Raw genomic sequence first — 22,451 nt, 5'->3', positions numbered from 1 at the left:
TCCTTCCGCATTTCACATCAGGCGTAAGGGATAGCTCCCGTGCCTTGTGTGAGGCTTGAATCGAAAGCGTCGGAGACGATTCAGTTTCGCGCAAGGAAGTGGGGGTATTGTGCTGGCATAGCTTCGGCCGGAGGCACGTCTTTGCTTAATACCTTTACCAGCTACCAGCTCATCACCAAGGACATCTCGAAGTCGCTCGACAGGATCGAGCAGCAGCCCGTGGTCGATCGCGATACCAAATATTATCTGGACAACATCACCAAGGTGAAATCGATCGACGATTTCGTCAAGAATGACCGTTTGTTCAAATATGCCATGAAGGCATACGGGCTCGAGGACATGGACTACGCCAAGGCCTTCATGGTCAAGGCACTTAAGGAAGGCGTCTCCGATCCTAACAGCTTCGCCAACAAGCTGACCGACAAGCGCTACGCCGAATTCGTCAGCGCCTTCAATTTCGCCGCCAACGGCGCCGATGCGACCATCTACAACAAGACGCAGCAGATGGTGACCAAGAACTACGCCACGCAGGCGAAAATCGCCGGCCTCGATCCGGATTCGGACTACGTGAAGGGCGAGACGACATACTATCTCGCCAACATCACCAAGGTGAAGTCGATCGACGATCTGATGTCGAACACCCGGCTCTACACATACGCGCTGGCGTCATTCGGCCTCGATTCGACGACCGAGGACAAGGACCTCATCAAGCGTGTTCTGCAAGGTGGCGTTCGCGACCCCGACAGCGTCGCCAACAAGATGACGGACAAGACCTACGCCGCGCTTGCCTCCGCCTTCAATTTCGAGGCCTATGGTGAGAACACCACCACCATCAATCCGGCGCAGCAGCCGACCGTCGACAAATACATGCGCCAGACCCTCGAAGAGGATGCCGGCCAGACCAACCAGGGCGTGCGGCTGGCGCTCTATTTCGATCGCAAGGCGCCGACCATCACCAGCTGGTACGACGTGCTGGCCGACACCGCCCTTGCCAGCGTCGTGCGCACCGTGCTCGGGCTGCCCGATTCCTTCGCCACCGCCGATGTCGACAAGCAGGCGCAGCTGTTCGAACAGAAACTCGACATCTCGGATTTCTCCGATCCCGAGAAGCTCGGCAAGTTCCTGACGCGCTTCACCAGCATGTACGAGATCAACAACCCGACCTCATCCGCCGTCACCTCGGTCAGCGTGCTGTTTGCCCAGCCGATCACGGTCGGCATCTCCACCGACCTGATGATGGCCATGCAGAAACTAAGGTTCTGAGATCATCATGCGGGACAGCCTGTACGTCGCCCTTTCCTCGCAGATCGCGCTCGAGCGTCGCCTCGACACGATCGCCGACAACGTCGCCAACGCCTCGACGATCGGCTTTCGCGCCACTGGCGTGAAGTTCGAGGACGTCGTGTCCGGCACCGGACCGAAATCGGTGTCCTTCGCCTCCTCTGGCAAGACCTATCTTTCCGGCGCCCACGGTGCTTTGAGCGAGACCGGCAATCCCTTCGATTTCGCCATTCAGGGCGATGCCTGGTTCGCCATCGATACGCCTGTCGGCACCGTCATGACCCGCGACGGGCGCTTTTCGATGAACGAGAACGGCGAACTGATGTCGATCGAGGGCCACCCGGTGCTCGATGCCGGCGGCTCGCCGATCCAGCTCGACCCGCGCAACGGTCCACCCAAGGCCGGGGCCGACGGTTCGCTGCGCCAGAACGATCAGCTTGTCGGCTCCATCGGTGTCTACAATTTCGATCCGGGCGAAAATTTCGTCCGCTACGGCAATTCCGGCATCGTTCCGGCGCGCACGCCTGAGCCTGTCACCGATCGCTCCGATATCGGCGTTGCCCAGGGTTTCCTCGAAGAGTCCAACGTCAATCCGGTGCTGGAAATCACCCGGCTGATCATGGTCCAGCGTGCCTTCGAGAACACCGCCGCCCTGATGCGGCAGACCGACTCCTCCACCGACGAGGCGATCAAGACGCTCGGCTCGAAATAGTCCATGTTGCTCGACCAGCCATCCCTGCGCGCACCCGAAAGACAGCTCCAGCCAGCGCCGGAAGACCGGCTTGCCGCGCTGGAACGGGTCTGGCGGCGTTTCGCCGACACCGAGGCGCTGCTCAAGCGCGGCGGCCGCGTCACCGAAGTCACGCCCACGCACTACAAGGTGCACGGCCTCTCCGATTTCGCCCGGCTGGGCGACATCGTCGAGCAGCGCGGCCATGCCGGTGCGCGCCGCGGCGAGATCGTCAAGATCAGCCGTGACGAGGTCGTCGTGGCACCCTTCGAACGCAGCGCCGATGCCGGCATCGGCGATGCCGTGTTCCGCCGCGGTCCGCTCGCGGTGGCGCCGCATGCCTCGTGGCGTGGCCGCACCATCGACGCGCTCACCAGGGCAATCGATGGCGGCCCGCCCCTGGTCAGGGGAGACGACGCATCGAGCGCCCAGACGACGCCCGGTGCCATGGCACGGCAGCGTGTCGGCACCGCTTTCATGACCGGCGTCAAGGTCATAGACATCTTCACGCCGCTCTGCTTCGGCCAGCGCCTTGGCATCTTCGCCGGCTCCGGCGTCGGCAAGTCGACCCTGCTTGCCATGCTTGCCGGCGCCGACGCATTCGACACCGTCGTCGTGGCGCTCATCGGCGAACGCGGCCGCGAAGTGCGTGAATTCCTCGAGGATACGATCGGCGACAGCATGGCCAAGACCGTCGCCGTCGTCGCCACCAGCGATGAAAGCGCCATGATGCGCCGGCGGGCGCCGGACTCAGCCATGCGCGTCGCCGAGCATTTTCGCGACCAGGGGCACCGCGTGCTCCTGGTGCTGGACTCGATCACCCGCTTCGCTCACGCCTTGCGCGAGGTGGCGACGGGGACCGGCGAGCCGCCGGTCGCCCGCGGCTATCCGGCCTCGGTGTTCACCGAGCTGCCCAAGCTGCTCGAGCGCGCCGGGCCAGGCGCGGAAGGCAAGGGGTCGATCACCGCCATCATCTCCGTGCTGGTCGACGGCGACGACCACAACGATCCGGTTGCCGATTCCGTGCGGGGCATCCTCGACGGTCATGTCGTGCTCGACCGCACGATCGCCGAACAGGGCCGCTATCCGCCGGTCAATCCGCTCTCGTCCATATCGCGGCTGGCCGGAAAGGCCTGGAGCGTCGAACAGCGCGCGCTGGTGACAAGGCTGAAGTCGATGATCTCGCGCTTCGAGGACACGCGCGATATCCGCTTGCTGGGCGCCTATCAGGGCGGCGTCGATGCCGAGCTCGATATTGCCGTGCGCCAGGTGCCGCTGATCTACGAGGCACTGACGCAAGCGCCGAAGGATCGTCCGTCGATCGACCCGTTCTCCGATCTCGCCCGCCACCTCAAGAGCAAGCTGAACGCCGATGCCGGAGACTGAACGCGAATATACCGAGCGCATCCTGCGCGACATGATCGCCGAGGCCAATGCCGCCGCGGAAGCCCGGGCTGACGAAGCCCGGGCTGCCAAGGCAAAGGCTGCCCGTGCCATAGCTGCCAAAGCCGAGGCCGTTCTGGCCAGAGCCGTAAAGCCAATCCTGCCACGGGCTGCCAAAGCCGATCCTGTTCCAGGAAGGGCCGCCGAGCCAGCTCTGCCCAGGGCTCCCCAGGCGGAGGCCGCCGAGATGACACAGGCCAGCCGCGACTCGCTGATCGACGGTCTGTTCCCGCTCACCGAATGGCCGCAGCCACCAAAGGCGCAGTTTCCCCGGCTGAACAAGAAGTCCGATCGGCGCAGCGATCTCGTCATTGCCGCGCTCGGCATCACGCTCGGGCTGATCTGCGCTTTGTTTCCCTGGTACATCTTCTTCAACCAGGACCAGTTCGGCGTCCAGGCGATGAAGTTCGGCGGCACCGGCACCAATTCGGGACGGGCGGGCGGCGGCGTGGTCGCCCAACGCAGCGCGCCGCTGACGGCAAAGGACGTCCCGGCGGCCAATCTCGACCTGCTTGCCACGGGAACCGTGCAGGATGACACCAATCCAGCACCTGCGCCCGGTGAGCAACCCTTTCCCGCCGACGCGGCGAAATTCCGCATGGTTCATGTCGCCAACGGCCGCGCCATGATCGAGGACGACGCTGGCCTCTGGATCGTCCAGCGTGGCTCGATACTGCCCGACTCCAGCCAGGTATCCTCCATCGAGCAGCGCAACGGCAAATGGGTCATGGTCACCAGTGCCGACCAGGTGATCGAACTCTCCAAGTAAACGCCCCATCTCAGGCCTCCGGCCATCCGCAAGGTCCGCGCAAGACTGGCGGCCTAGTCTTCGGGAACACGCCCGGAGATTCTCATGGAGCCCGTTTCCCTTTTCGACCTCGCCGCCAAGCAAGCCCAGTGGCTGGCCGTGCGCCAGTCCGCCGTCGCCGGCAACATCGCCAACGCCAACACGCCGGGCTACACGGCAAACGATGTCGAGCCGTTCGAAAAGGTGCTCGACCGCACAGCCGTATCGCTGCAGGCCACGCAGGCCGGCCATCTCGGCAACGCAGCGACCAATGCCGGCTTCACCATCAAGCCGCAGGAAGATGACGGCGTCGTCATGCCGTCCAAGAACTCGGTCGTGCTGGAAGACCAGTTGCTGAAGGCCGGCGAGGTGCGCCGCTCCTTCGAACTCAACACGGCGATCGTCAAGGCGTTCCATTCGATGATGATGATGGCGGTGAAGAGCTGACCATGGACGCGCTGACCGCAGCTCTCAAAGTCGCAGCATCCGGCCTCGGCGCCCAGTCGGAGCGCCTGCGCGTGGTTTCCGAAAACCTCGCCAACGCCCAGTCGACCGGCACCGCGCCCGGCTCCGACCCCTATCGCCGCAAGACCATCAGCTTCGTCTCCGAGCTCGACCGGGCCTCCGGCAGCGCGACGGTTGCCGTGAACTCGATCGATCGTGATCCCAGTGACTTTCCTGTCGAATTCCAGCCCGGCAACGAGGCCGCCGACGAAAAGGGCTACGTAAAGATGCCCAACGTCAACGTGCTGATCGAGATGGCCGACATGACCGAGGCCAACCGCTCCTACGAGGCCAACCTTCAGGTCGTCAAGCAGGCGCGCGACCTGATTTCCATGACCATCGACCTGATGAGGAACCAGTAATGATCAGCGGTATCGGAGCCCTTCAGTTCAAGCCGTCGATCGGTGGCGACGACGCGGTGACAAGCCTGCTCCAGGGCGGCGCGACACCTTCGGCTGGCGGCAACATCGGCAGCTCCTTCGCCGAGGCGCTGAGCCAGGCAGCCTCCAAGACCGTCAACACGCTGCAGAATGCCGAGCAGGTGTCGGTACAGGCGCTCAAGGGCGACGTCGACACCCGTCAGGTGGTCGACGCCGTGATGAGTGCGCAGCAGGCGCTTCAGACCGCCGTCGCCATTCGCGACAAGGTGGTTTCCGCCTATCTCGAAGTCAGTCGAATGGGCATCTGAGGAATTCCGCCATGAAAGCACTCGCCATCGCCGCCACCGGCATGAATGCCCAGCAGACAAATCTGGAAGTCATCGCCAACAACATCGCCAACATCAACACCACTGGCTACAAGCGCGCCCGTGCTGAATTCTCCGACCTGCTCTATCAGGTCGATCGCACGCAGGGCGTGCCCAACCGCTCCAACGCCTCGCTGGTGCCGGAGGGTGTGTCGATCGGCCTCGGCGTCAAGACGACGGCCGTGCGCAACGTGCACACACAGGGCGAACTGACCAGCACCGGCAACAGTTTCGACCTGGCGCTCACCGGCAGGGGCTGGTTCCAGATCGAGGGTGCCGACGGCGGCACGCTCTACAGCCGCGCCGGCGCCCTCAACACCAACGCCACCGGCCAGCTGGTGACAGTCGACGGCGCTGCCGTCATTCCGGCAATCAACGTCCCCGTCGATGCCGTCGAGGTCATCGTCAACAAGACCGGCCAGGTCTTCGCCCGCATCGACGGCCAGACCGCCCTGCAGAACCTTGGCCAGCTTCAGATCGCCAATTTCGCCAACGAGGCGGGCCTGGCGCCGCTCGGCGACAATCTGTTCCAGGAAACCACGGCTTCGGGGCCGGCGAATGTCGGCGTCCCGGGCGATCCCGGCTTCGCCACGATCCAGCAGGGCTACCTCGAAGCCTCCAACGTCGACCCGGTCAAGGAAATCACCGAGCTGATCTCGGCGCAGCGCGCCTATGAGATGAACTCCAAGGTCATCCAGGCCGCCGACGACATGGCCTCCGTCGTCTCCAAGAACATCAGGTAACGCATGATGTCGACGCCAGGTCTCCTGTCCGTTTTCCGCCGCACCGCGCTCGCCTTTGCGCTGGTGACCGGCGGCATGCCGGCTTCTGCCCAGGAATCGACAAACCAGTCGACAGACCAATCGGCCGACCAGTCAGCCACTCAGATCGCCGGCAATCAAGCTGTCGGCGAGGTGGTGCTGATTCCCAGCCGGGTCATCTATCCCGGCGAGACCATCAATCTCGCTGCCCTGAAAAAGGTGACCCTGATCGTCGGCAAGCACAAGCCGGAAGCGGTCGCCACACGGGCCGAGGAACTCGACGGCAAGGTCGCCAAGCGCACGCTGCTGCCCGGCCGCTACATCCCTTCCATTGCCATCCGCGAGGCCTGGCTGGTCGAACAGGGCGCCTCCGTGCAGGTCTTCTTCATCGCCGGCGGACTGACGATCTCGGCGACCGCCGTGACGCTGCAGCCAGGTGCAGCGGGCGACCTCGTCAAGGTTCGCAACATCGACAGCGGCAAGATCCTGTCCGGCACGGTGATGGCGGATGGAACCATCCAGGTCAGCGCCTCATGATACGCGGCCTTTCCCTGATACTGGCTGCCGTGCTTAGCCTGCAGCCGGCACTGGCCGACGGCCTGACGCCGAAGGCCAAGCGCGAGCTCGCTGCCAAGAACGGCGGCGTCTACAACGATCCTGAATATGATCCGGCCACCACCAGCCGCATGTTCCGGGTTTCGTCCGGGCCGAGTTCGCTGCCGCCGGGCCAGGTCGCCTCGCGCATCAAGGACATCGCCCAGTTGCAGAGTTCGCGCGACAACCAACTGGTCGGCTACGGCCTGGTCATCGGCCTCGCCGGATCGGGCGACAGCCTGCGCAACTCGCCGTTCACCGAACAGTCGATCCGCGCCATGCTCGAAAATCTCGGCATCGCCACCGAAGGCGGCAGCGCGCGCGCCAAGAATGTTGCCGCCGTCATCGTCACCGCCAACATGCCGCCCTACGTGCAGTCGGGCGCCCGCATCGACATCGACGTCTCCTCGATGGGCGACGCGACCTCGCTTTCCGGCGGCACGCTGATCATGACGCCGCTGAAGGCGGCGGACGGCGAGATTTATGCCGTCGGTCAGGGCTCGGTCATCGTGTCCGGCTTCACCGCCAAGGGGCAAGCCGAGCAGCTGACGCAAGGCGTGCCGACCGCCGGCCGCGTGCCGAACGGCGCCATCGTCGAGCGTGCTGTCCAGGCCGAGTTCGACGATCAGGCGACGCTGACGCTGCAACTGCGCAATCCCGATTTCTCGACCGCTATCCGCATTGCGGACGCCATCAACGACTATACCAGCCAGCGCTTCGGCATGCGGGTGGCGGCCGAGCGCGATTCCCGCACCGTGCAGATCAGAAGGCCGAAGGGTGTTTCAGCCGCCCGCTTCTATGCCGAGATCGAGAACCTGGTGGTCGAATCCGATACGCCAGCCCGTGTCGTCATCGACGAGCGCACCGGCACCATCGTCATCGGCAACGACGTCAAGATCTCGCGGGTCGCCATCAGCCACGGCACGCTCACCGTGCGCATCACTGAAGCACCGCGCGTCGTCCAGCCCGAGCCCTTCTCCAAGGGCGAGACCGCCGTCGAACCGTTCACCGCCATCGACGCCAGCCGACCCGACGCCCGCGTCGCGGTGCTTGACGGTCCCGATCTCCAGACCCTCGTTTCCGGCCTCAACCGTCTCGGCGTCAAGCCGGACGGCATCATTGCCATTCTGCAGGGCATCAAGTCGGCCGGCGCCCTGCAGGCCGACCTGGTTCTGCAATAGGCGATGCCGATGATCCGCTCCCTCTCACGCCACGAAAGACGCCGCCCCGTCGCAATCCTGCTCGCGGCCGCCTCTGTTGCCACCATGACCCTTGCTGGCGGCACGGCACGCGGCGAGGAGACGGTCCGCCAGGTCCTGCCGGGAGCACCGGTCGCAGCGGCGGCGCCGCAATTGGCGCGGGAAAAGGCACCCGACCAAAGCGAGATCGAGCGCTTCTGCTCCAACATCGCCGACGCCGCCCGCGACCGCCGTTATGCTTTGCAGGCGGAGGAACTGAAGCAGCTTCAGGCCGGCATTGACGAGCGCATGAAAGCTCTGGATGCAAAGAAAGCCGAGTACGAGACCTGGCTGAAGCGGCGCGAGGTTTTCCTGGCCCGGGCCGAAGACGGCGTCGTCCAGATCTACGCCGGCATGAAACCCGACGCCGCCGCCGAGCGGCTGGCCATCGTCAACGCCGATCTGGCGGCGGCCATATTGATGAAGCTCGATTCACGCAAGGCGAGCGTCATCCTCAACGAAATGGACCAGAAGGCGGCGGCAACGCTCACCGGCATCATGGCCAGCGCAGCCCGAAGGGTAGATCCGTCATGATCCGCAAAATGCTCGTCCTGTGCGCGGTTGCCGTGCTGTCCGGCTGCGGAACCAACCTCAAGGAGGTCGGCAGGGATCCGGCTCTGTCGCCGGTCGGCTCCGGCATCGACGACGGCAGCACCGGATCGCTCTATCGCTATCCGGAGACGCCGCCGGCACCGCCCAGGAAATTCTCGTTGTGGGATGACCGCCAGAGCCGGCTGTTCACCGACCCGCGGGCGCTGTCCCAAGGCGACATCCTGACCGTCAAGATCAAGATCAACGACCGGGCCAACTTCAAGAACCAGAACGACAGGAGCCGCACCGCCAACCGCAAGCTCGGTTTCGATATCAGCGCGCAATGGGACAAGGTTGGCAGCACCGCCGGCAAGGGTGCTGGCGCTCTCAACTCCACCACGGACACGACGGCCGATGGCGAGATCAAGCGATCGGAAACACTGGAGCTCAATGTCGCCGCCATCGTCATCGACGTCTTGCCGAACGGCAATCTGATGATCAAGGGATCGCAGGAAGTGCGCGTCAACGCCGAGCTCAGGGTGCTGACCATTGCCGGCATCGTGCGGCCGGCCGACATCGGCGCCGAGAACACTATTCCTTACGAACGCATCGCCGAAGCGCGCATCTCCTATGGCGGACGCGGCCGCATCACCGAGGTCCAGCAACCTGCCTACGGCCAGCAGGTTCTCGACCAGGTTCTTCCGTTCTAGGATCGGGGGACACGGCGCCGTGGCAAATGTCGAACAGGTTCAACCGCGCAAGGGTCCCTCCCTTGCCATCCAGGCCGCCATGCTGCTGGTTGTGACGGCGGCGGCCATCGGCATGGGCTGGATGTCCGGCGGCTACCTGAAGGGCGTCGATGCCCCTGCGTCGGTACCGGTGGCGCCTGAGAACGAAGGCAAGGCCGAGCAGCCGGCTGCGGCCGAGCAGCCAGGCGTGGGGCCGACGCTCGTCGTGCTGGCGCCGATCACCACCAACATCGCCTCGCCTGCCGATACCTGGATCAGGATGGAGGTGTCCGTCGTCTATGACGGGCCGCAGCCACAGGCAATGTCGGATGACATCCACCAGGACCTTCTGGCCCTGGTGCGCACCTTGAAGATGCATCAGATCGAGGGCGCCAGCGGCTACCAGCACCTGAAGGCCGATCTCGAGGAACGCGCCTCGATCCGCAGCCAGGGTCACGCCAAACAGATCCTCATCAGGACATTGCTGCTCGAATGAGAAAGTTCCTTCTCGCTACGGCGATGATCGCCGCCGCCACGTCGATCGCGGCGGCGCAGCAACTCGATCTCGGCGGCATTGGCAAGGCCGATGGCACCACCGTCGGCTACATCATCCAGATGTTCGGCCTGCTGACCGTGCTGTCGGTGGCGCCGGGCCTGCTGATCATGGTGACGAGCTTCACCCGCTTCGTCATCGCCTTCTCGATCCTGCGCGCCGGCATCGGTCTGCAGTCGACGCCGGCAAACCTCATTCTCATTTCGCTGTCGCTGTTCATGACCTTCTATGTCATGGCGCCGACCTTCGACCAGGCCTGGAACACCGGCGTCAAGCCGCTGATGGACAATCAGATCACCCAGACCGAAGCCTTCGACAAGATTTCTGATCCGTTCCGCACCTTCATGCTGCGCAATGTGCGCGACAAGGACTTCGACCTCTTCGCCGACCTCGCCCGCGAGCGCGGGCAAACTGTTTCGCGCGACACTGTCGACCTGCGCATCCTGGTGCCCGCCTTCATGATCTCGGAGATCCGGCGCGGCTTCGAGATCGGCTTCCTGATCGTGCTCCCATTCCTGGTCATCGACCTGATCGTCGCCACCATCACCATGGCGATGGGCATGATGATGCTGCCGCCGACAGTGGTGTCGCTGCCGTTCAAGATCCTGTTCTTCGTCCTGATCGACGGCTGGAATCTTCTTGTCGGCAGCCTGGTGCGCTCCTTCAATTGACAGCTGGCGACTGATCCCTGGCAACTGGTCGCTGCCGTGCCGCGCAGGCACAGAATTTCAAGCAAAATATTTTCGATTAACCGTCCGGTTTAGCCCTTTGGTAGGGACTTGCCCGCATATTCGCTCGCAGATGGCGGGTGATCGATTTCAGAGATCATTGGCATGATGCCGCACCGTCATACCGGGAGACCCGGTATGTCTAAAAAACACCTGTAAAATCAAGGTACGAGTACCATGTCCAGCATCATGACGAACTCCGCTGCGTTGACGGCTCTGCAGAGCCTTAACGCCACCAGCAAATCCCTCACCGACACCCAGGCCCGCATCTCGACCGGTTACCGCGTTTCGCAGGCCTCGGACAATGCCGCCTACTGGTCGATCGCCACCACGATGCGCTCCGACAACCAGGCCATGTCCACCGTTTCGGACGCTCTCGGCCTCGGTGCCTCGAAGGTCGACACCGCCTACACCGGCATGAACAGCGCGATCTCCACCATCAACCAGATCAAGACCAAGCTGCTGGCTTCCTACGGCCAGACGGATGCCTCGAAGGAAAAGACCCAGGTCGAAATCACCGCTCTTCAGGCGCAGATGAAGTCCTACGCCGACGGCGCCACCTTCTCCGGCACCAACATGCTGTCCGTAAACAGCGGCGCCACAGCCACGACGGCTGCCGATGTGAAGATCCTTTCGGCGTTCAACCGTGACGCGGCCGGCGCATCTTCGATCTCGACCATCGACGTCAAGGTGGAAAACATCAAGCTGTATGAAGCTGGCACCACCGCGACACTCGCAAAGGGCATCCTTGACTCGCAACGCACCGGCTCCACCGGTGTGGCCACCCTCACGGCCGTGGCCGTGACCCTGGGCGCTACTGCAACGGCCACCGACACCTATTCGGCCGCCAGCCTGAAGATCTTCGACACCGCAACGGGCAAAGCTGCAGGCGACGATCAGATCCAGCAGATGCTGACCGTCATCGACTCCGCGCTCGCCGACATGACCAACTCCGCCACCACGCTTGGCGCCGCCAAGAGCAGTATCGACCTGCAGAAGACCTTCACCTCGGACCTGATGGACTCCATCGATCGCGGTGTCGGCCAGCTCGTCGATGCCGACATGAACAAGGAATCGACCCGTCTGCAGGCGCTGCAGGTCCAGCAGCAGCTTGGCGTCCAGGCGCTGTCGATCGCCAACGGTTCCTCGCAGTCGATCCTGTCGCTCTTCCGCGGCTAATCGCCTCCGCTCAACCACAATTCGCACTAAAAAATCGGGCCGCGCCAAAAGCGCGGCCCGATTTGCGTTTGCTCCAGCCCCACGCAACCCTCGGTCCTTAACTCTCGAAGGCCAGCGTTTAACAGGCTGTTAACCATGTCGCGCTAGTTATGGTTAACCAATAGCTTACAACAGTTGGCGAATCGGCCCTACCGGCACGATACCACCGTTGAACAGGCCTATCCGGCATGTCTGAGCATGTCGGTTTTGAGAAGGAGCGACTTTCTTGGCGAGCATCATGACCAACGCTTCGGCGTTAACCGCACTTCAAAGCCTCAGCGCCACCAACAAGTCACTCGAGCAGACGCAAGCTCGCATATCGACAGGCTACCGCGTCTCGCAGGCTTCGGACAACGCCGCCTATTGGTCGATCGCCACCACGATGCGCTCAGACAACCAGGCCCTGTCGACGGTGCAGGATGCACTCGGCCTCGGCGCCTCGAAAGTCGATACCGCCTACACCGGCATGAACAATGTGCTGACAACGATCGGCCAGATCAAGACCAAGCTGCTTTCGACCGTCGGCCAGACGGACGCAGCCAAGGCAAAAACCCAGACCGAGATCAAGGCGCTTCAGGCGCAGATGAAGTCCTTTGCCGATGCGGCCACCTTCTCGGGCTCGAATTTCCTTGCGGTGACCTCCAAGCAGGTCGCGGCCGCCAATGACGGCGTCCAGCCCGACTCGCAGATCGTGTCCTCATTCAATCGCTCCTCATCCGGCGCCATCTCGATCGGAACGATCAACATCGATGTCGAGGGCACCAAGCTTTTCGACTACGGCCTGGCCACCGACGTCAAGAACTACGGCACCCTCGATCGCCAGACCTCCATCTATGCCACTGGGGCCGCCCAGACCCTGTATGACAACGCCTATGCGGCCGCGCTCGCGCTCGGAAAAACGGACATCGCCGCAAACAGCGATGGCCAGACGGCGGCGGGAGCGGTGGTGGCCAGGGTCGACAATATTTCCGCCTACAACCTCGACATCACGGCGGCCGGGGTAACCGACGACATCATCACGCAGATGGTGACCAGGATCGACAAGGTCATGGCCCAGCTGACCGACTCCGCCACCATCCTCGGTTCGGCCAAGAGCAGCATCGACCTGCAAAAGACCTTCACCCAGAGCTTGATGGACTCCATCGACCGCGGCGTCGGCCAGCTTGTCGATGCCGACATGAACAAGGAATCGACCCGCCTGCAGGCGCTGCAGGTGCAGCAGCAGCTCGGCATCCAGTCGCTGTCGATCGCCAACAGCGCCTCGCAGTCGATCCTGTCGCTGTTCAAGAACTAATCGCGGGCGCCACCGGCGCCCTCCTTTCGCATCCCGCCCTCCTTTTCGCACTCCGATTGACGGGCCGCGCCGCAAGCGCGGCCCGATTTCATTTTCGCACAAGCTTCGAGGACTACTGTTCCGGCGGACAATCATGCTGGGAGTCGTTGAACCGTGCCGGAACAGATCCAGAGCATCATCTCGAATCTCCGCGGGTTTGGCGTGAAGCGCCTCGCCATGCTGGCGGGTATCGCCGTTCTGGTGATGGGCGTCATCGGCATCGCCTCGGTCTACCTCAACCGCCCTGCCTACGACACGCTCTATGTCGGGCTCGACCGCGCCGACGTGAACCAGATCGGCCTGGTGCTGGGCGAAGCCGGCATCGGCTTCGACGTCGGCGCCGACGGAACTTCGGTGCTGGTGCCGGCCGGCACCACCGCGCAGGCGCGCATGCTGCTTGCCGAAAAGGGCCTGCCGACCAGCGCCAACGCCGGCTACGAACTGTTCGACAATGTCGGCTCGCTCGGCCTCACCTCCTTCATGCAGCAGATCACCCGTGTGCGCGCGCTGGAAGGCGAGATCGCGCGCACCATCCAGTCGATATCGGGTATCAAGGCGGCGCGCGTGCACATCGTCATGTCCGAGCGCGCCAATTTCCGCCGCGACGAGCAGCAGCCCTCTGCCTCTGTGGTCATCCGCTACGCCGGCATCGACGCCGAGAAGAGCGCCATGTCGATCCGCCATCTCGTCGCCGCCGCCGTCCCCGGCCTGTCGGCCGACAAGGTGACGGTGCTCGATTCCAGCGGCAATCTGCTGGCCGCGGGCGATGATCCTTCCAACACCAGCGCCGCGCGCACGCTCGGCGTCGAGCAGACTGTCGAGGCGCAGATCGGCGACAACATCCGCCGCGCGCTGACGGCCTATCTCGGCCCCGACAATTTCCGCGCCAGCGTCAAGGCCGAGGTCAACACCGACACCCGCCAGACGGAAGAAACCATCTTCGATCCGAACTCGCGCGTCGAGCGCTCGGTGCAGTCGGTGCGTGCCAACGAAAACAACAACCAGAAGCAGGCTTCCACCCCGGCCAGCGTTGAGCAGAACCTGCCCGAAACCCAGGCAACCGCCACCGATGGACCGCAATCCTCGTCGCAGAACGACCGCAGGGAAGAGATTACCAATTACGAGATCAATTCGAAGAAGATCGCCACCGTCTCCAACGGCTACAGCGTCACCAAGATGTCGATTGCCGTCGTCGTCAACCAGCAGCGGCTGATGACCATACTCGGCAAGGACGCCACGCCGGAGCAGATTGCCAAGCGCGTCGCCGACATCCAGAAAATGGTGACCTCCGCCACCGGCCTGGACGAAAAGCGCGGCGACGTCATCGACGTGTCGGCCGTCGAGTTCATCGACGGGCTGGACGGTGAGGCGATCCCGCAGGCTGGAATGCTCGATTCCATCGGCCAGCATGCCGGCACCCTGATCAACGCCGGCGCCTTCATCGTCGTGGTGTTCCTGGTCGCCTTCTTCGGCCTGAGGCCGATGGCGTCGGCGCTGACGGCAAAGGCAACACCGGCCCTGTCAGGCCCCAGCTTCGATGACGTCCAGCGCTCGCTGCCGACGCCGGAAGCAACTGCCGCCGCCGACAATGCCGCGGTTGCCGCCTTGCCCGGCTCGCGCCCAGGTCCGACGCCGCTCGACGATCTTCGCCAGAAGATCAGGCCGGCGCCGCAGGATCGGCTTGCCCGGATGGTCGACCTCAACGAGGAGCGCACGGCGCAGATCCTGCGCAAATGGGCTGCCCAGGAAGTTGCGGTGTAAGCCATGCCCTCCGCAGCCCTCTTCGACCTTCTGCCTGATTTCGGCACCCGCGCGCAACGCGCCGGCCAGCCCCGGGCAGCAGTCGATCCCGAACACAAGCCCGAGACGCCAGCGCCGCAAGCCGATATCGGCACGCTGATCGCGGAAGCGGTTGCCCAGGCTGAAGCGGCGCTCGAGGCGCGCCTGTCGGCTGCGCATGATGCCGCGCTCGAAGCCGAACGCCAGGCCAATGCAGACGAAGCAAGGGTATTTCTCGAAAGCCTCGGCGACGATGTCGGCAAGGCGGTCTCGTCACGCATCGATGCCATGGAGGCACGCGTGACCGGGCTTGTCGCCGCCACGGTCGCCCGCATCATCGGCGGCATCGTCAGCGACGATCTGCAGAAACGCTCGATCGAGGTGCTCGCCAGCGCGATACACGAAGCGGTCGGCGATGCCGAAGCGGTGCGCATCGTCGTGCGCGGTCCGCTCTCGCTGTTCGAAACACTGAAGGCATCGCTCGGGCCGCGCGCGGCCAATCTCGACTTCGTCGAGGCAGCAGGCTTCGACCTCACCGTCGCCATAGACGAAGCGGTGTTCGAGACACGCATGGCCGAATGGTCGACGACCCTCTCAGAGGTTCTGGCATGAGCGTGGCCGAAGCCGGACACACGCCCCACGAAATCATCATCGTGCGGCGTGGTCATGACGATCATGACGAGGCCCACCATGGCGGCGTCTGGAAGATCGCCTTCGCCGACTTCATGACGGCCATGATGTGTTTCTTCCTGGTCATGTGGCTGATCAACGCCGCCAACGAGCAGACCAAGGCAGCCGTCGCCAGCTACTTCAACCCGGTCAAGCTGGTCGACCGCAATTCGAGCCGCAAGGGCCTGGAGGACCTCGGCGACGGTCCGCGCGCGATCGGGACAACGGCCGACAATCCGAAGAAGGCGACCAGCAAGGCCGGCCAGGACGGCGATGGCTCGGCGGAACGCAAACAGGACAAGCAAGAACTCCCGCAGGCGGAACACTCCGACGAGCATCTGTTCGCCGATCCCTACGCGGTGCTTTCGGAAATCGCCACAGATACCGGCGTCATGCAGAATGTCAGCCAGAAGGGTGACGGCGGCGCACAAGCCGCCGGCCCGGCGACGGGCGCCTCCGGCGGTGCCTCCTATCGCGATCCCTTCGAGCCGGATTTCTGGTCGCAGCAGGTGGCGGCACCCGCCGCCGAGGCCAGTGCCGAGCGCACCAGGATCGAGGGCGATCCGATCAAGCCCGGTGACAAGACCGCCGAAACGCAAGTGCCCAAAGTCAAAGCCGTACCGCCTGTCGCGGCCGCGCCGCTCGAGCCGCTAGCCAAGGACGCGACAGGCAAGCAGGCCGCGAACCCTGCCACGGCAATGGCCAAGGCCGGCGACACGAAGCCAAGCGAGATCAAACCGGGCGAGACCAAGCCGGGCGACACCAAGGACGCGAATGCGGCCAAGGTCGAGGCCGATGCGCAAAAGCCTGCCAAGCCCGACACCGACGAGAAGGCGCCGACCGCGGCTGCCGTCAAGGCCGCAGCCGACGTCAAGCGGCAGTTGGCCGATGCCTTCAAGCCCGGCGACAAGCTGCACGACGGCGTCTCCGTCGAAGCCACAGACAAGGGCGTCGTCATCTCGATCACCGACCAGCTCGACTTCGGCATGTTCGAGGTTGGCTCGGCGCTGCCGAGCCGCGAACTGGTACTGGCGATGGAGAAGATCGGCCGCATCGTCAACAGCCAGAAGGGCACCATCAGCATCAACGGCCACACTGACGCCCGGCCGTTCCGCAGCGACAGCTACGACAATTGGCGACTGTCGACGGCGCGCGCGCATTCCGCTTACTACATGCTCGTGCGCGGTGGCGTCGACGAACGCCGCATCACCGAGGTCGCCGGCTTCGCCGATCGCCAGCCGAAGGATCCCGCAGATCCATTGTCGGCCGTGAACCGCCGCATCGAAATCCTGATGGCGACTGGCGGATGAGGCGAGCGGCCGTCACCAGCCGGTTGATTGGCCTGTTGCTGCTGACCGGCGGATACCCTTCGGCCGGCTTTGCCCAGGATGCGCTGCAGCCGTATCAACTGGTGCGCTCGCTGCAGCTGATCCAGGATCGCATAGCCGCCGGCGATCATGCCGCCCTGCCGATGCAGGCCAAGCTGCTGGAGATGGCGGATGCGCGCCTGCGCGCGGCGGATGCCGAGGATTACAAGGATCCCAAGAACTTTCGCGCCCTGCTTGTCTACGGCATGAGCGGCGGAAACCCGATCACCGTCGAAGCCGCCACGTCGCGCGCCACGACGGACCCGCAAAGCCTTGCCATAGCCAAAGGCGTTATCGACTACCTCAACGGCCGGCCCGGCGAGGCGATCGAAGTCTTGGGGCCGATCGATCCCATGGCGCTGCCTCCCGATCTCGGCGCTTTCCTTGCCCTGGTCAAAGGCTCGCTGCTTGCCGGCGATCAGCCGGCGGCCGCACTCGGTCTGCTCGACGAGGCAAGATTGCTCAGCCCCGGCACGCTGGTCGAGGAAGCCGCACTTCGCCGTTCGGTCGGCATTGCAGTCGCGCAAGGCGACGCGGCGCGCTTTGCGCTTGCCTCCACCCAGTATGTCGAACGCTACCTCTATTCGCCCTATGCCAGCCAGTTCGCCGACTCCTTCGTCTCCGGTGTCATCGCGCTGCATATGTCGATCAGCCAGGACAAGCTGGGCGACATCACGTCGATGATGGATCCCGAGCGCGAGAAGGTGATCTATCTGCGCATCGCCCGCCGCGCCGCGATCGACGGCTTGAACGAGCTGTCGGCTTTTGCTTCGGCGCGGGCCGAGCAGGGTCGTGGCGGCAACACCAACCAGGACGATCCACGCGCCCTGCTCTATGCCAGCCTTTCCACGGTCACCTCGGGCACCATCGAGGACGTTCGCGCCAAGCTTGGCAAGATCGACCGCACCAGGCTGTCGGAAGGCGACCGCGCCTTGCTCGACGCTGCTCAGGCCATTGCCGGCGAGGTGGTCGCGCCGCCCGCCGCCCTTCCCGAGGAAAAGCTTGCCCCTGGTGCGGCCGTGCAACCACTGGCGCCCAAAATCACCACGGCGCAAGGCGCCGATGACAGCGGGCTGCCACCGGTCGAAGGCGCGATCGCGGAGCAGCCTGCCGCCACCGCGGCCTCCGGCGGGCCAACCGCCAATGCGCCGGACACGGCGGCGGTTGCAGCCACATCCGCCGAAGCAGCGACTGTCACGCCGGTCTCGGCACCGTCGCCTGCAGCCGGTCCCGAGCCCACCGATCCGACCGACGCCGCCATGACCAGAACACGTCGACAGCTCGACCTGATCGACCAAATGCTTGGAGCCGCCCCCAAATGACCACCAGCCTCGGCTCGGCCCTGCCAGGATTTGCCTCGACGCGTGCGACGGAGCAGCCGGCTGCGAATGGCAGGAATGACGACGCCGGCTTCGGCAAGATGCTGCGCGGCGACACAGTCCCTACCCGCCCGGAACGGCAGCCGACGACCGAGGCGGGATCGCACGACCAGCGCTGGGGCAAGCTCGCTGCCGGCCTTGCCGGGCATACCGGCAAGACCGAACCGGCATCGGCTGCTCCCGGAAAGACAGCCTCGGCCAAGGTGCCGACCGTGAAAATCGGCAAGGACAATCTGGAAACAAAGGCGCACAAGGACGATGCCGACGCCGAAGAGACGGCGCCGGACGGCGATGCCGTGCCGCTTCAGGACGACCTGTCGCTACTGATCGCGTTTCATGACTTGCGCCATTTCTCGACGTCGACCAAGGCGGCCGGGCGCGACGCGGCAGCCGCCGAGAGCCCATCGGACCCGGCGCTCGACGGACAAGCTCCGCTGCCGAAGACCTATCGATCAAAATCCACGGCCGGACGCGAGGCCGTCGAAACCATGTCGAAGCCGGAGCAAGTGTCGATCGTCGACGGGCCTTTGACGGAGCTTAACGCCCAGCCACCGAGCTCTGCCTCCAGCGCCCCGAAACGCGACAACACTGTGGCGGCTCTGAAGCTGCCGGACGCGCCAGCTGCCGACGTGCCCGGCGTGCAGTCGAAGCACGCCGCGTCGGCGATGAAGAGTATCGAGGATGTCCAGTCCTTGATACGGCCCGAAGCGGGAAAACAGTCCCTGTCCGCCGCACGCATCGACGTGGTGTCCGAACAGAGCTTCCCCGCACCGCCGCAGAGTCCCATCAGCCAGGCAGCCCTCAATGTGATCAACGCCATAGCCGCCGACAGCGGCCCGCAAAAGGCGCTTTCAGCCTCATCCGCGGCCGCCCAGCTGGCCAGCCCTGTTGCCGTTCCGACACATGTGTTGAAGATCGAACTTCACCCCGCCGAACTCGGCATGGTGACGGCCCATCTTCGCCTCTCCGGAGAACAACTTTCGATTGAGCTGAAGCCCGAAACACACGACGCCTATCGTCGGCTGTCCGCCGACAGCGAGGCCATCGTCAAGTCGCTGCGGGGGCTCGGCTTCGAGGTTGACAAGGTCACAATCTTGCAACCTTCGGTAGCAGTTGCCACTACAACCCGCACCGATGCAACCGCCCCCTTGCCGACGGCGTCAGGCCGCGACCCGTCATCCTTTCAACCGGGGAATTCGGGCGGCGGCAACGGCGGAGCCGGCGGGCAGCAACCGGGTCAGCAATCCGCAGGGAACCGCAACGATGACGCGCAGGACTACGGCCGCGGCACTTCGCCTTCTCGCGAGCGCGCTGGCGGCGATATCTTTATCTAGCGCGGCAAGCGCTGGCGCGACCGCGACCAACCCTTGCGAGCCGGAAATCCTGCGCGCCGCCGATCGCTATGGCGTGCCCGCCGGCATCCTCTATGCCGTTGGCTTGACCGAGACCGGCAACAAGGGCAGTCTTCAACCCAACGCCTTGAATATAGAAGGAAAAGCGGTATTTCCGAGGAGCCGGGCCGAGGCCCTTGCCGCCTTCGCCAATGCCCGGCGCGAGGGCAAGACGCTGATCGATCTGGGCTGCATGCAGATCAACCACCACTACCACGCATCGCATTTTCGCAGCGTTGAGGACATGCTCGACCCACGCCAGAACGTCGACTACGCGGCGCGCTTCCTGGCCAGCCTCCATGCCCGCCACGAGACCTGGTCGATGGCCGTCGCCCGCTATCATGCCGGCCCCGACAACGACCCGGCGCAGAAGATCTATGTCTGCCGCGTCATTGCCAACATGGTCGCCACCGGCTTTGGAAAATGGACCGCGAACGCGCGCGGTTTCTGCAACCCATAAGCGTATTTTCCGCTTCTAATAAGCCAAGCGTGCAACCTTGATTTGTCCTTTTGACTTGGTCAGATCTTGCCGCCGAAAGCATATCTGGTTGCACGCTAATGCAACCGGTGCGATTCCAGACTCCCAAGAAACTAGCTACAAGAAATGACGGTTGTTCAGGATTCTCGCCAGCGGATACGCCTCTCTTCACGGGGCAAATGATTTGATTCGGAGGCGGGCCGATGATTGTAATCGTTGACGAGCGCGAGCTCGTAACAGAGGGATACAATTCACTTTTCGATCGTGAGGGCATCGCCTGTGCAGGCTTTGCGTCCGGCGAATTCGGTGAGTGGGTGAACTCGGCCGCCGACACCGATCTGCGCTCGGTCCGGGCCTTCCTCATCGGCGACTGCCGCGAAGGCTCCATCTCTCCCCGCCAGATCCGCGACCGCACCGGCGCTCCGGTCATTGCGCTCAGCGAACAGCACTCCCTGGAGAACACGCTGCGGTTGTTCGAGAGTGGCGTCGATGACGTCATTCGCAAGCCCGTCCATATCAGAGAGATCCTGGCCCGCATCACCGCTATCCGCCGCCGCGCCCAGGAAGATGTCGCCTACACCGAGATCGGCGCCATGCGCATCTTCATGGACGGCCGCGACCCCGAGATCGACGGTCAGCCTTTGCCCTTGCCGCGCCGGGAGCGCCGCATCCTCGAATATCTGGCAAGCAATCGCGGGCGTCGCGTCACCAAGACCCAGGTTTTCAACGCCATCTACGGCATCTTCGACGAAGAGGTCGAGGAGAACGTGGTGGAAAGCCACATCAGCAAACTGCGCAAGAAGCTGCGCGAAAAGCTGGGTACCGACCCGATCGATTCCAAGCGTTTCCTCGGCTACCGGCTCGTCTTCTGATGCAGCGCCGCGCCAGCCTCGCGCAAGAAAACACGCGTAGCCTCGTTGCCAGTGGCATGGACACAGCGGAGACGTTTCGATGAGCCTCTATGGAATGATGCGGACCGGCGTTTCCGGCATGAACGCGCAGGCAAACCGCCTATCGACGGTCGCCGACAACATCGCCAATTCCGACACCACCGGTTACAAGCGATCCTCCGCCGAATTCTCGACGCTGGTCATGCCGTCGACGGGTGGTGCCTACAATTCCGGCGGCGTCACCACGACGATCCGTCAGGCGGTCAGCGATCCGGGCGTCCTTCAGTACACGACCTCGGTCTCCGATCTTGCCGTCAGCGGCGATGGCTTCTTTGTCGTTCAGGATCCAAGCGGCACGCCCTACCTGACCCGCGCCGGCGCCTTCGTTCCCGATGGACAGGGCAGGCTGGTCAACTCGGCCGGCTTCCAGCTGATGGCCTATAGCTACGACAATGGCGTGCCGGCGGCGACGGTCAACGGCTTCGAAGGATTGGTCCCGGTTGTCATCTCCGATCAGGGCATGACCGCAACACCGAGCACCGAGGGTAGCTATGCCGGCAACCTGCCGGCAGGCGCGACACCGGTCGCTGCCGCTAATCTGCCCACCACCAATGCTGTCGGCGCACAGTACACCTCGAAATCCTCGATGGTTGCCTATGACAACCTCGGCAACAAGAAGCTGCTCGACGTCTATTTCACCAACACAGGCGCCGGCACCTGGCAGGTCGCGGTCTTCGACCAGTCGCAGGCCACGCCCGGAACAGCGTTCCCCTACACCGGCGGCGCGCTGGGCTCGGCCAACCTGACTTTCGACACCACCACTGGCAAGCTCACCGGCGCCGTCGACAGCGTCGGCCTGACCGTGCCCAATGGCGCCGCCTTTACGCTCGATCTGTCGGCGCTGACCCAGCTCGGCGCCGGCTTCACCGTTTCCGACGCCCAGGTCAACGGCAACGCGCCGAGCACCATCGACAAGGTCCAGATCAGCAAGGACGGCACCATCTACGCGCAGTACAAGGACGGTTCCACCAAGCCGCTCTACAAGATTCCGCTGGCCGACGTGCAGAGCCCGGACCAGCTCACTGCGCTGCCCGGCAACGTCTACTCGCAGGGCACCGAATCCGGCGCGGTCCGCGTCGGCTTTGCCAATGAAGGCAAGCTCGGCTCCATCATCTCCGGCGCGCTCGAGAATTCCAACGTCGATATCGCCGAAGAACTGACCAACATGATCGCGGCGCAGCGCAGCTACACCGCCAATTCGAAAGTCTTCCAGACCGGTTCCGATCTGATGGACGTCCTTGTCAACCTGAAGCGATAAAACGGG

24 protein-coding genes are annotated in these 22,451 nt (G+C 64.0%); all 24 read left to right on the top strand.

Going from position 1 to position 22,451, the window contains the following annotated elements; translation table 11 throughout:
- Positions 1-141: 141 nt before the first annotated feature.
- Entirely contained in the window at positions 142-1,263 is a 1,122-nt protein-coding gene (locus tag C8D77_RS03715; RefSeq protein WP_109659412.1) for a DUF1217 domain-containing protein, read from the top strand.
- Positions 1,264-1,270: 7 nt separating this feature from the next.
- Entirely contained in the window at positions 1,271-1,993 is a 723-nt protein-coding gene (flgF, locus tag C8D77_RS03710; RefSeq protein ID WP_109659410.1) for a flagellar basal-body rod protein FlgF, read from the top strand.
- 3 nt (positions 1,994-1,996) lie between these two features.
- Positions 1,997-3,397, top strand: coding sequence for a flagellar protein export ATPase FliI (fliI, locus tag C8D77_RS03705; protein WP_109659408.1), 1,401 nt, complete (start codon positions 1,997-1,999; stop codon positions 3,395-3,397).
- Complete coding sequence (locus tag C8D77_RS03700; protein WP_109659406.1) at positions 3,384-4,223, top strand: hypothetical protein; 840 nt, start codon at positions 3,384-3,386, stop codon at positions 4,221-4,223. Before fliI ends, C8D77_RS03700 begins: the two co-directional genes overlap by 14 nt.
- An 84-nt stretch (positions 4,224-4,307) precedes the next feature.
- Positions 4,308-4,688, top strand: a complete 381-nt coding sequence (gene flgB, locus C8D77_RS03695; protein ID WP_109659404.1) for a flagellar basal body rod protein FlgB — start codon at positions 4,308-4,310, stop codon at positions 4,686-4,688.
- A gap of 2 nt (positions 4,689-4,690) precedes the next feature.
- On the top strand, positions 4,691-5,107 hold the full coding sequence (gene flgC, locus C8D77_RS03690; protein ID WP_109659402.1) for a flagellar basal body rod protein FlgC: 417 nt from the start codon (positions 4,691-4,693) through the stop codon (positions 5,105-5,107).
- Positions 5,107-5,433 carry a flagellar hook-basal body complex protein FliE gene (gene fliE, locus C8D77_RS03685; protein WP_109659400.1) on the top strand — a complete coding sequence of 109 codons (327 nt, stop codon included), beginning with the start codon at positions 5,107-5,109 and terminating at the stop codon, positions 5,431-5,433. The genes flgC and fliE overlap by 1 nt, the downstream gene beginning before the upstream one ends.
- An 11-nt stretch (positions 5,434-5,444) precedes the next feature.
- Positions 5,445-6,233 (top strand): flagellar basal-body rod protein FlgG, encoded by a 789-nt coding sequence (gene flgG / locus C8D77_RS03680; protein ID WP_109659398.1) that lies wholly within the window; start codon positions 5,445-5,447, stop codon positions 6,231-6,233.
- 3 nt (positions 6,234-6,236) lie between these two features.
- Positions 6,237-6,788, top strand: a complete 552-nt coding sequence (flgA, locus tag C8D77_RS03675) for a flagellar basal body P-ring formation chaperone FlgA (RefSeq protein WP_109659396.1) — start codon at positions 6,237-6,239, stop codon at positions 6,786-6,788.
- Positions 6,785-8,026 carry a flagellar basal body P-ring protein FlgI gene (locus tag C8D77_RS03670; protein WP_109659395.1) on the top strand — a complete coding sequence of 414 codons (1,242 nt, stop codon included), beginning with the start codon at positions 6,785-6,787 and terminating at the stop codon, positions 8,024-8,026. Before flgA ends, C8D77_RS03670 begins: the two co-directional genes overlap by 4 nt.
- A 3-nt stretch (positions 8,027-8,029) precedes the next feature.
- Complete coding sequence (locus C8D77_RS03665; RefSeq protein ID WP_164548769.1) at positions 8,030-8,617, top strand: MotE family protein; 588 nt, start codon at positions 8,030-8,032, stop codon at positions 8,615-8,617.
- Positions 8,614-9,324, top strand: a complete 711-nt coding sequence (flgH, locus tag C8D77_RS03660; RefSeq protein ID WP_109659390.1) for a flagellar basal body L-ring protein FlgH — start codon at positions 8,614-8,616, stop codon at positions 9,322-9,324. The genes C8D77_RS03665 and flgH overlap by 4 nt, the downstream gene beginning before the upstream one ends.
- Positions 9,325-9,343: 19 nt before the next feature.
- Positions 9,344-9,838, top strand: coding sequence for a flagellar basal body-associated FliL family protein (locus C8D77_RS03655; RefSeq protein WP_109659388.1), 495 nt, complete (start codon positions 9,344-9,346; stop codon positions 9,836-9,838).
- Complete coding sequence (gene fliP, locus C8D77_RS03650; protein WP_109659386.1) at positions 9,835-10,566, top strand: flagellar type III secretion system pore protein FliP; 732 nt, start codon at positions 9,835-9,837, stop codon at positions 10,564-10,566. Before C8D77_RS03655 ends, fliP begins: the two co-directional genes overlap by 4 nt.
- Positions 10,567-10,800: 234 nt before the next feature.
- Positions 10,801-11,802: a flagellin N-terminal helical domain-containing protein gene (locus C8D77_RS03645; protein ID WP_109659384.1), complete on the top strand. Its 1,002-nt coding sequence runs from the start codon at positions 10,801-10,803 to the stop codon at positions 11,800-11,802.
- Between the two features lie 265 nt (positions 11,803-12,067).
- Positions 12,068-13,135, top strand: coding sequence for a flagellin N-terminal helical domain-containing protein (locus C8D77_RS03640; protein WP_109659382.1), 1,068 nt, complete (start codon positions 12,068-12,070; stop codon positions 13,133-13,135).
- Between the two features lie 153 nt (positions 13,136-13,288).
- Positions 13,289-14,935: a flagellar basal-body MS-ring/collar protein FliF gene (gene fliF, locus C8D77_RS03635; RefSeq protein WP_109659380.1), complete on the top strand. Its 1,647-nt coding sequence runs from the start codon at positions 13,289-13,291 to the stop codon at positions 14,933-14,935.
- Between the two features lie 3 nt (positions 14,936-14,938).
- The gene (locus tag C8D77_RS03630) at positions 14,939-15,565 is read left to right on the top strand and encodes a hypothetical protein (RefSeq protein WP_109659378.1); all 627 of its coding nucleotides are present in this window, start codon (positions 14,939-14,941) and stop codon (positions 15,563-15,565) included.
- On the top strand, positions 15,562-16,932 hold the full coding sequence (locus C8D77_RS03625; protein ID WP_109659376.1) for a MotB family protein: 1,371 nt from the start codon (positions 15,562-15,564) through the stop codon (positions 16,930-16,932). Before C8D77_RS03630 ends, C8D77_RS03625 begins: the two co-directional genes overlap by 4 nt.
- On the top strand, positions 16,929-18,311 hold the full coding sequence (locus tag C8D77_RS03620) for a chemotaxis protein MotC (RefSeq protein ID WP_109659373.1): 1,383 nt from the start codon (positions 16,929-16,931) through the stop codon (positions 18,309-18,311). The genes C8D77_RS03625 and C8D77_RS03620 overlap by 4 nt, the downstream gene beginning before the upstream one ends.
- Positions 18,308-19,702, top strand: coding sequence for a flagellar hook-length control protein FliK (fliK, locus tag C8D77_RS03615; protein ID WP_109659371.1), 1,395 nt, complete (start codon positions 18,308-18,310; stop codon positions 19,700-19,702). Before C8D77_RS03620 ends, fliK begins: the two co-directional genes overlap by 4 nt.
- Positions 19,632-20,219 (top strand): transglycosylase SLT domain-containing protein, encoded by a 588-nt coding sequence (locus C8D77_RS03610; RefSeq protein WP_164757750.1) that lies wholly within the window; start codon positions 19,632-19,634, stop codon positions 20,217-20,219. Before fliK ends, C8D77_RS03610 begins: the two co-directional genes overlap by 71 nt.
- Positions 20,220-20,440: 221 nt before the next feature.
- On the top strand, positions 20,441-21,109 hold the full coding sequence (locus C8D77_RS03605) for a response regulator transcription factor (protein WP_013529780.1): 669 nt from the start codon (positions 20,441-20,443) through the stop codon (positions 21,107-21,109).
- Between the two features lie 79 nt (positions 21,110-21,188).
- Entirely contained in the window at positions 21,189-22,445 is a 1,257-nt protein-coding gene (locus C8D77_RS03600) for a flagellar hook protein FlgE (RefSeq protein ID WP_109659369.1), read from the top strand.
- The last annotated feature ends 6 nt before the right edge of the window (positions 22,446-22,451 follow it).

Origin of the sequence: Mesorhizobium loti (assembly GCF_003148495.1) — a bacterium.
GTDB classification, from domain to species: Bacteria; Pseudomonadota; Alphaproteobacteria; order Rhizobiales; family Rhizobiaceae; genus Mesorhizobium; species Mesorhizobium loti.
Note: the sequence above shows the minus strand (reverse complement) of the source record. Positions and strands in the feature narration are given on the sequence as shown.

Bases quoted from the DNA above. Each gene is read 5' to 3' on its own strand.
- C8D77_RS03645 (WP_109659384.1), top strand. From the start codon at position 10,801: ATGTCCAGCATCATGACGAACTCCGCTGCGTTGACGGCTCTGCAGAGC.
- flgG (WP_109659398.1), top strand. From the start codon at position 5,445: ATGAAAGCACTCGCCATCGCCGCCACCGGCATGAATGCCCAGCAGACA.
- fliE (WP_109659400.1), top strand. From the start codon at position 5,107: ATGATCAGCGGTATCGGAGCCCTTCAGTTCAAGCCGTCGATCGGTGGC.
- C8D77_RS03620 (WP_109659373.1), top strand. From the start codon at position 16,929: ATGAGGCGAGCGGCCGTCACCAGCCGGTTGATTGGCCTGTTGCTGCTG.
- flgA (WP_109659396.1), top strand. From the start codon at position 6,237: ATGATGTCGACGCCAGGTCTCCTGTCCGTTTTCCGCCGCACCGCGCTC.
- C8D77_RS03610 (WP_164757750.1), top strand. From the start codon at position 19,632: ATGACGCGCAGGACTACGGCCGCGGCACTTCGCCTTCTCGCGAGCGCG.
- C8D77_RS03630 (WP_109659378.1), top strand. From the start codon at position 14,939: ATGCCCTCCGCAGCCCTCTTCGACCTTCTGCCTGATTTCGGCACCCGC.
- flgH (WP_109659390.1), top strand. From the start codon at position 8,614: ATGATCCGCAAAATGCTCGTCCTGTGCGCGGTTGCCGTGCTGTCCGGC.
- flgF (WP_109659410.1), top strand. From the start codon at position 1,271: ATGCGGGACAGCCTGTACGTCGCCCTTTCCTCGCAGATCGCGCTCGAG.
- C8D77_RS03605 (WP_013529780.1), top strand. From the start codon at position 20,441: ATGATTGTAATCGTTGACGAGCGCGAGCTCGTAACAGAGGGATACAAT.
- flgC (WP_109659402.1), top strand. From the start codon at position 4,691: ATGGACGCGCTGACCGCAGCTCTCAAAGTCGCAGCATCCGGCCTCGGC.
- C8D77_RS03625 (WP_109659376.1), top strand. From the start codon at position 15,562: ATGAGCGTGGCCGAAGCCGGACACACGCCCCACGAAATCATCATCGTG.
- fliK (WP_109659371.1), top strand. From the start codon at position 18,308: ATGACCACCAGCCTCGGCTCGGCCCTGCCAGGATTTGCCTCGACGCGT.
- C8D77_RS03670 (WP_109659395.1), top strand. From the start codon at position 6,785: ATGATACGCGGCCTTTCCCTGATACTGGCTGCCGTGCTTAGCCTGCAG.
- fliP (WP_109659386.1), top strand. From the start codon at position 9,835: ATGAGAAAGTTCCTTCTCGCTACGGCGATGATCGCCGCCGCCACGTCG.
- C8D77_RS03600 (WP_109659369.1), top strand. From the start codon at position 21,189: ATGAGCCTCTATGGAATGATGCGGACCGGCGTTTCCGGCATGAACGCG.
- C8D77_RS03700 (WP_109659406.1), top strand. From the start codon at position 3,384: ATGCCGGAGACTGAACGCGAATATACCGAGCGCATCCTGCGCGACATG.
- fliI (WP_109659408.1), top strand. From the start codon at position 1,997: ATGTTGCTCGACCAGCCATCCCTGCGCGCACCCGAAAGACAGCTCCAG.
- C8D77_RS03665 (WP_164548769.1), top strand. From the start codon at position 8,030: ATGCCGATGATCCGCTCCCTCTCACGCCACGAAAGACGCCGCCCCGTC.
- flgB (WP_109659404.1), top strand. From the start codon at position 4,308: ATGGAGCCCGTTTCCCTTTTCGACCTCGCCGCCAAGCAAGCCCAGTGG.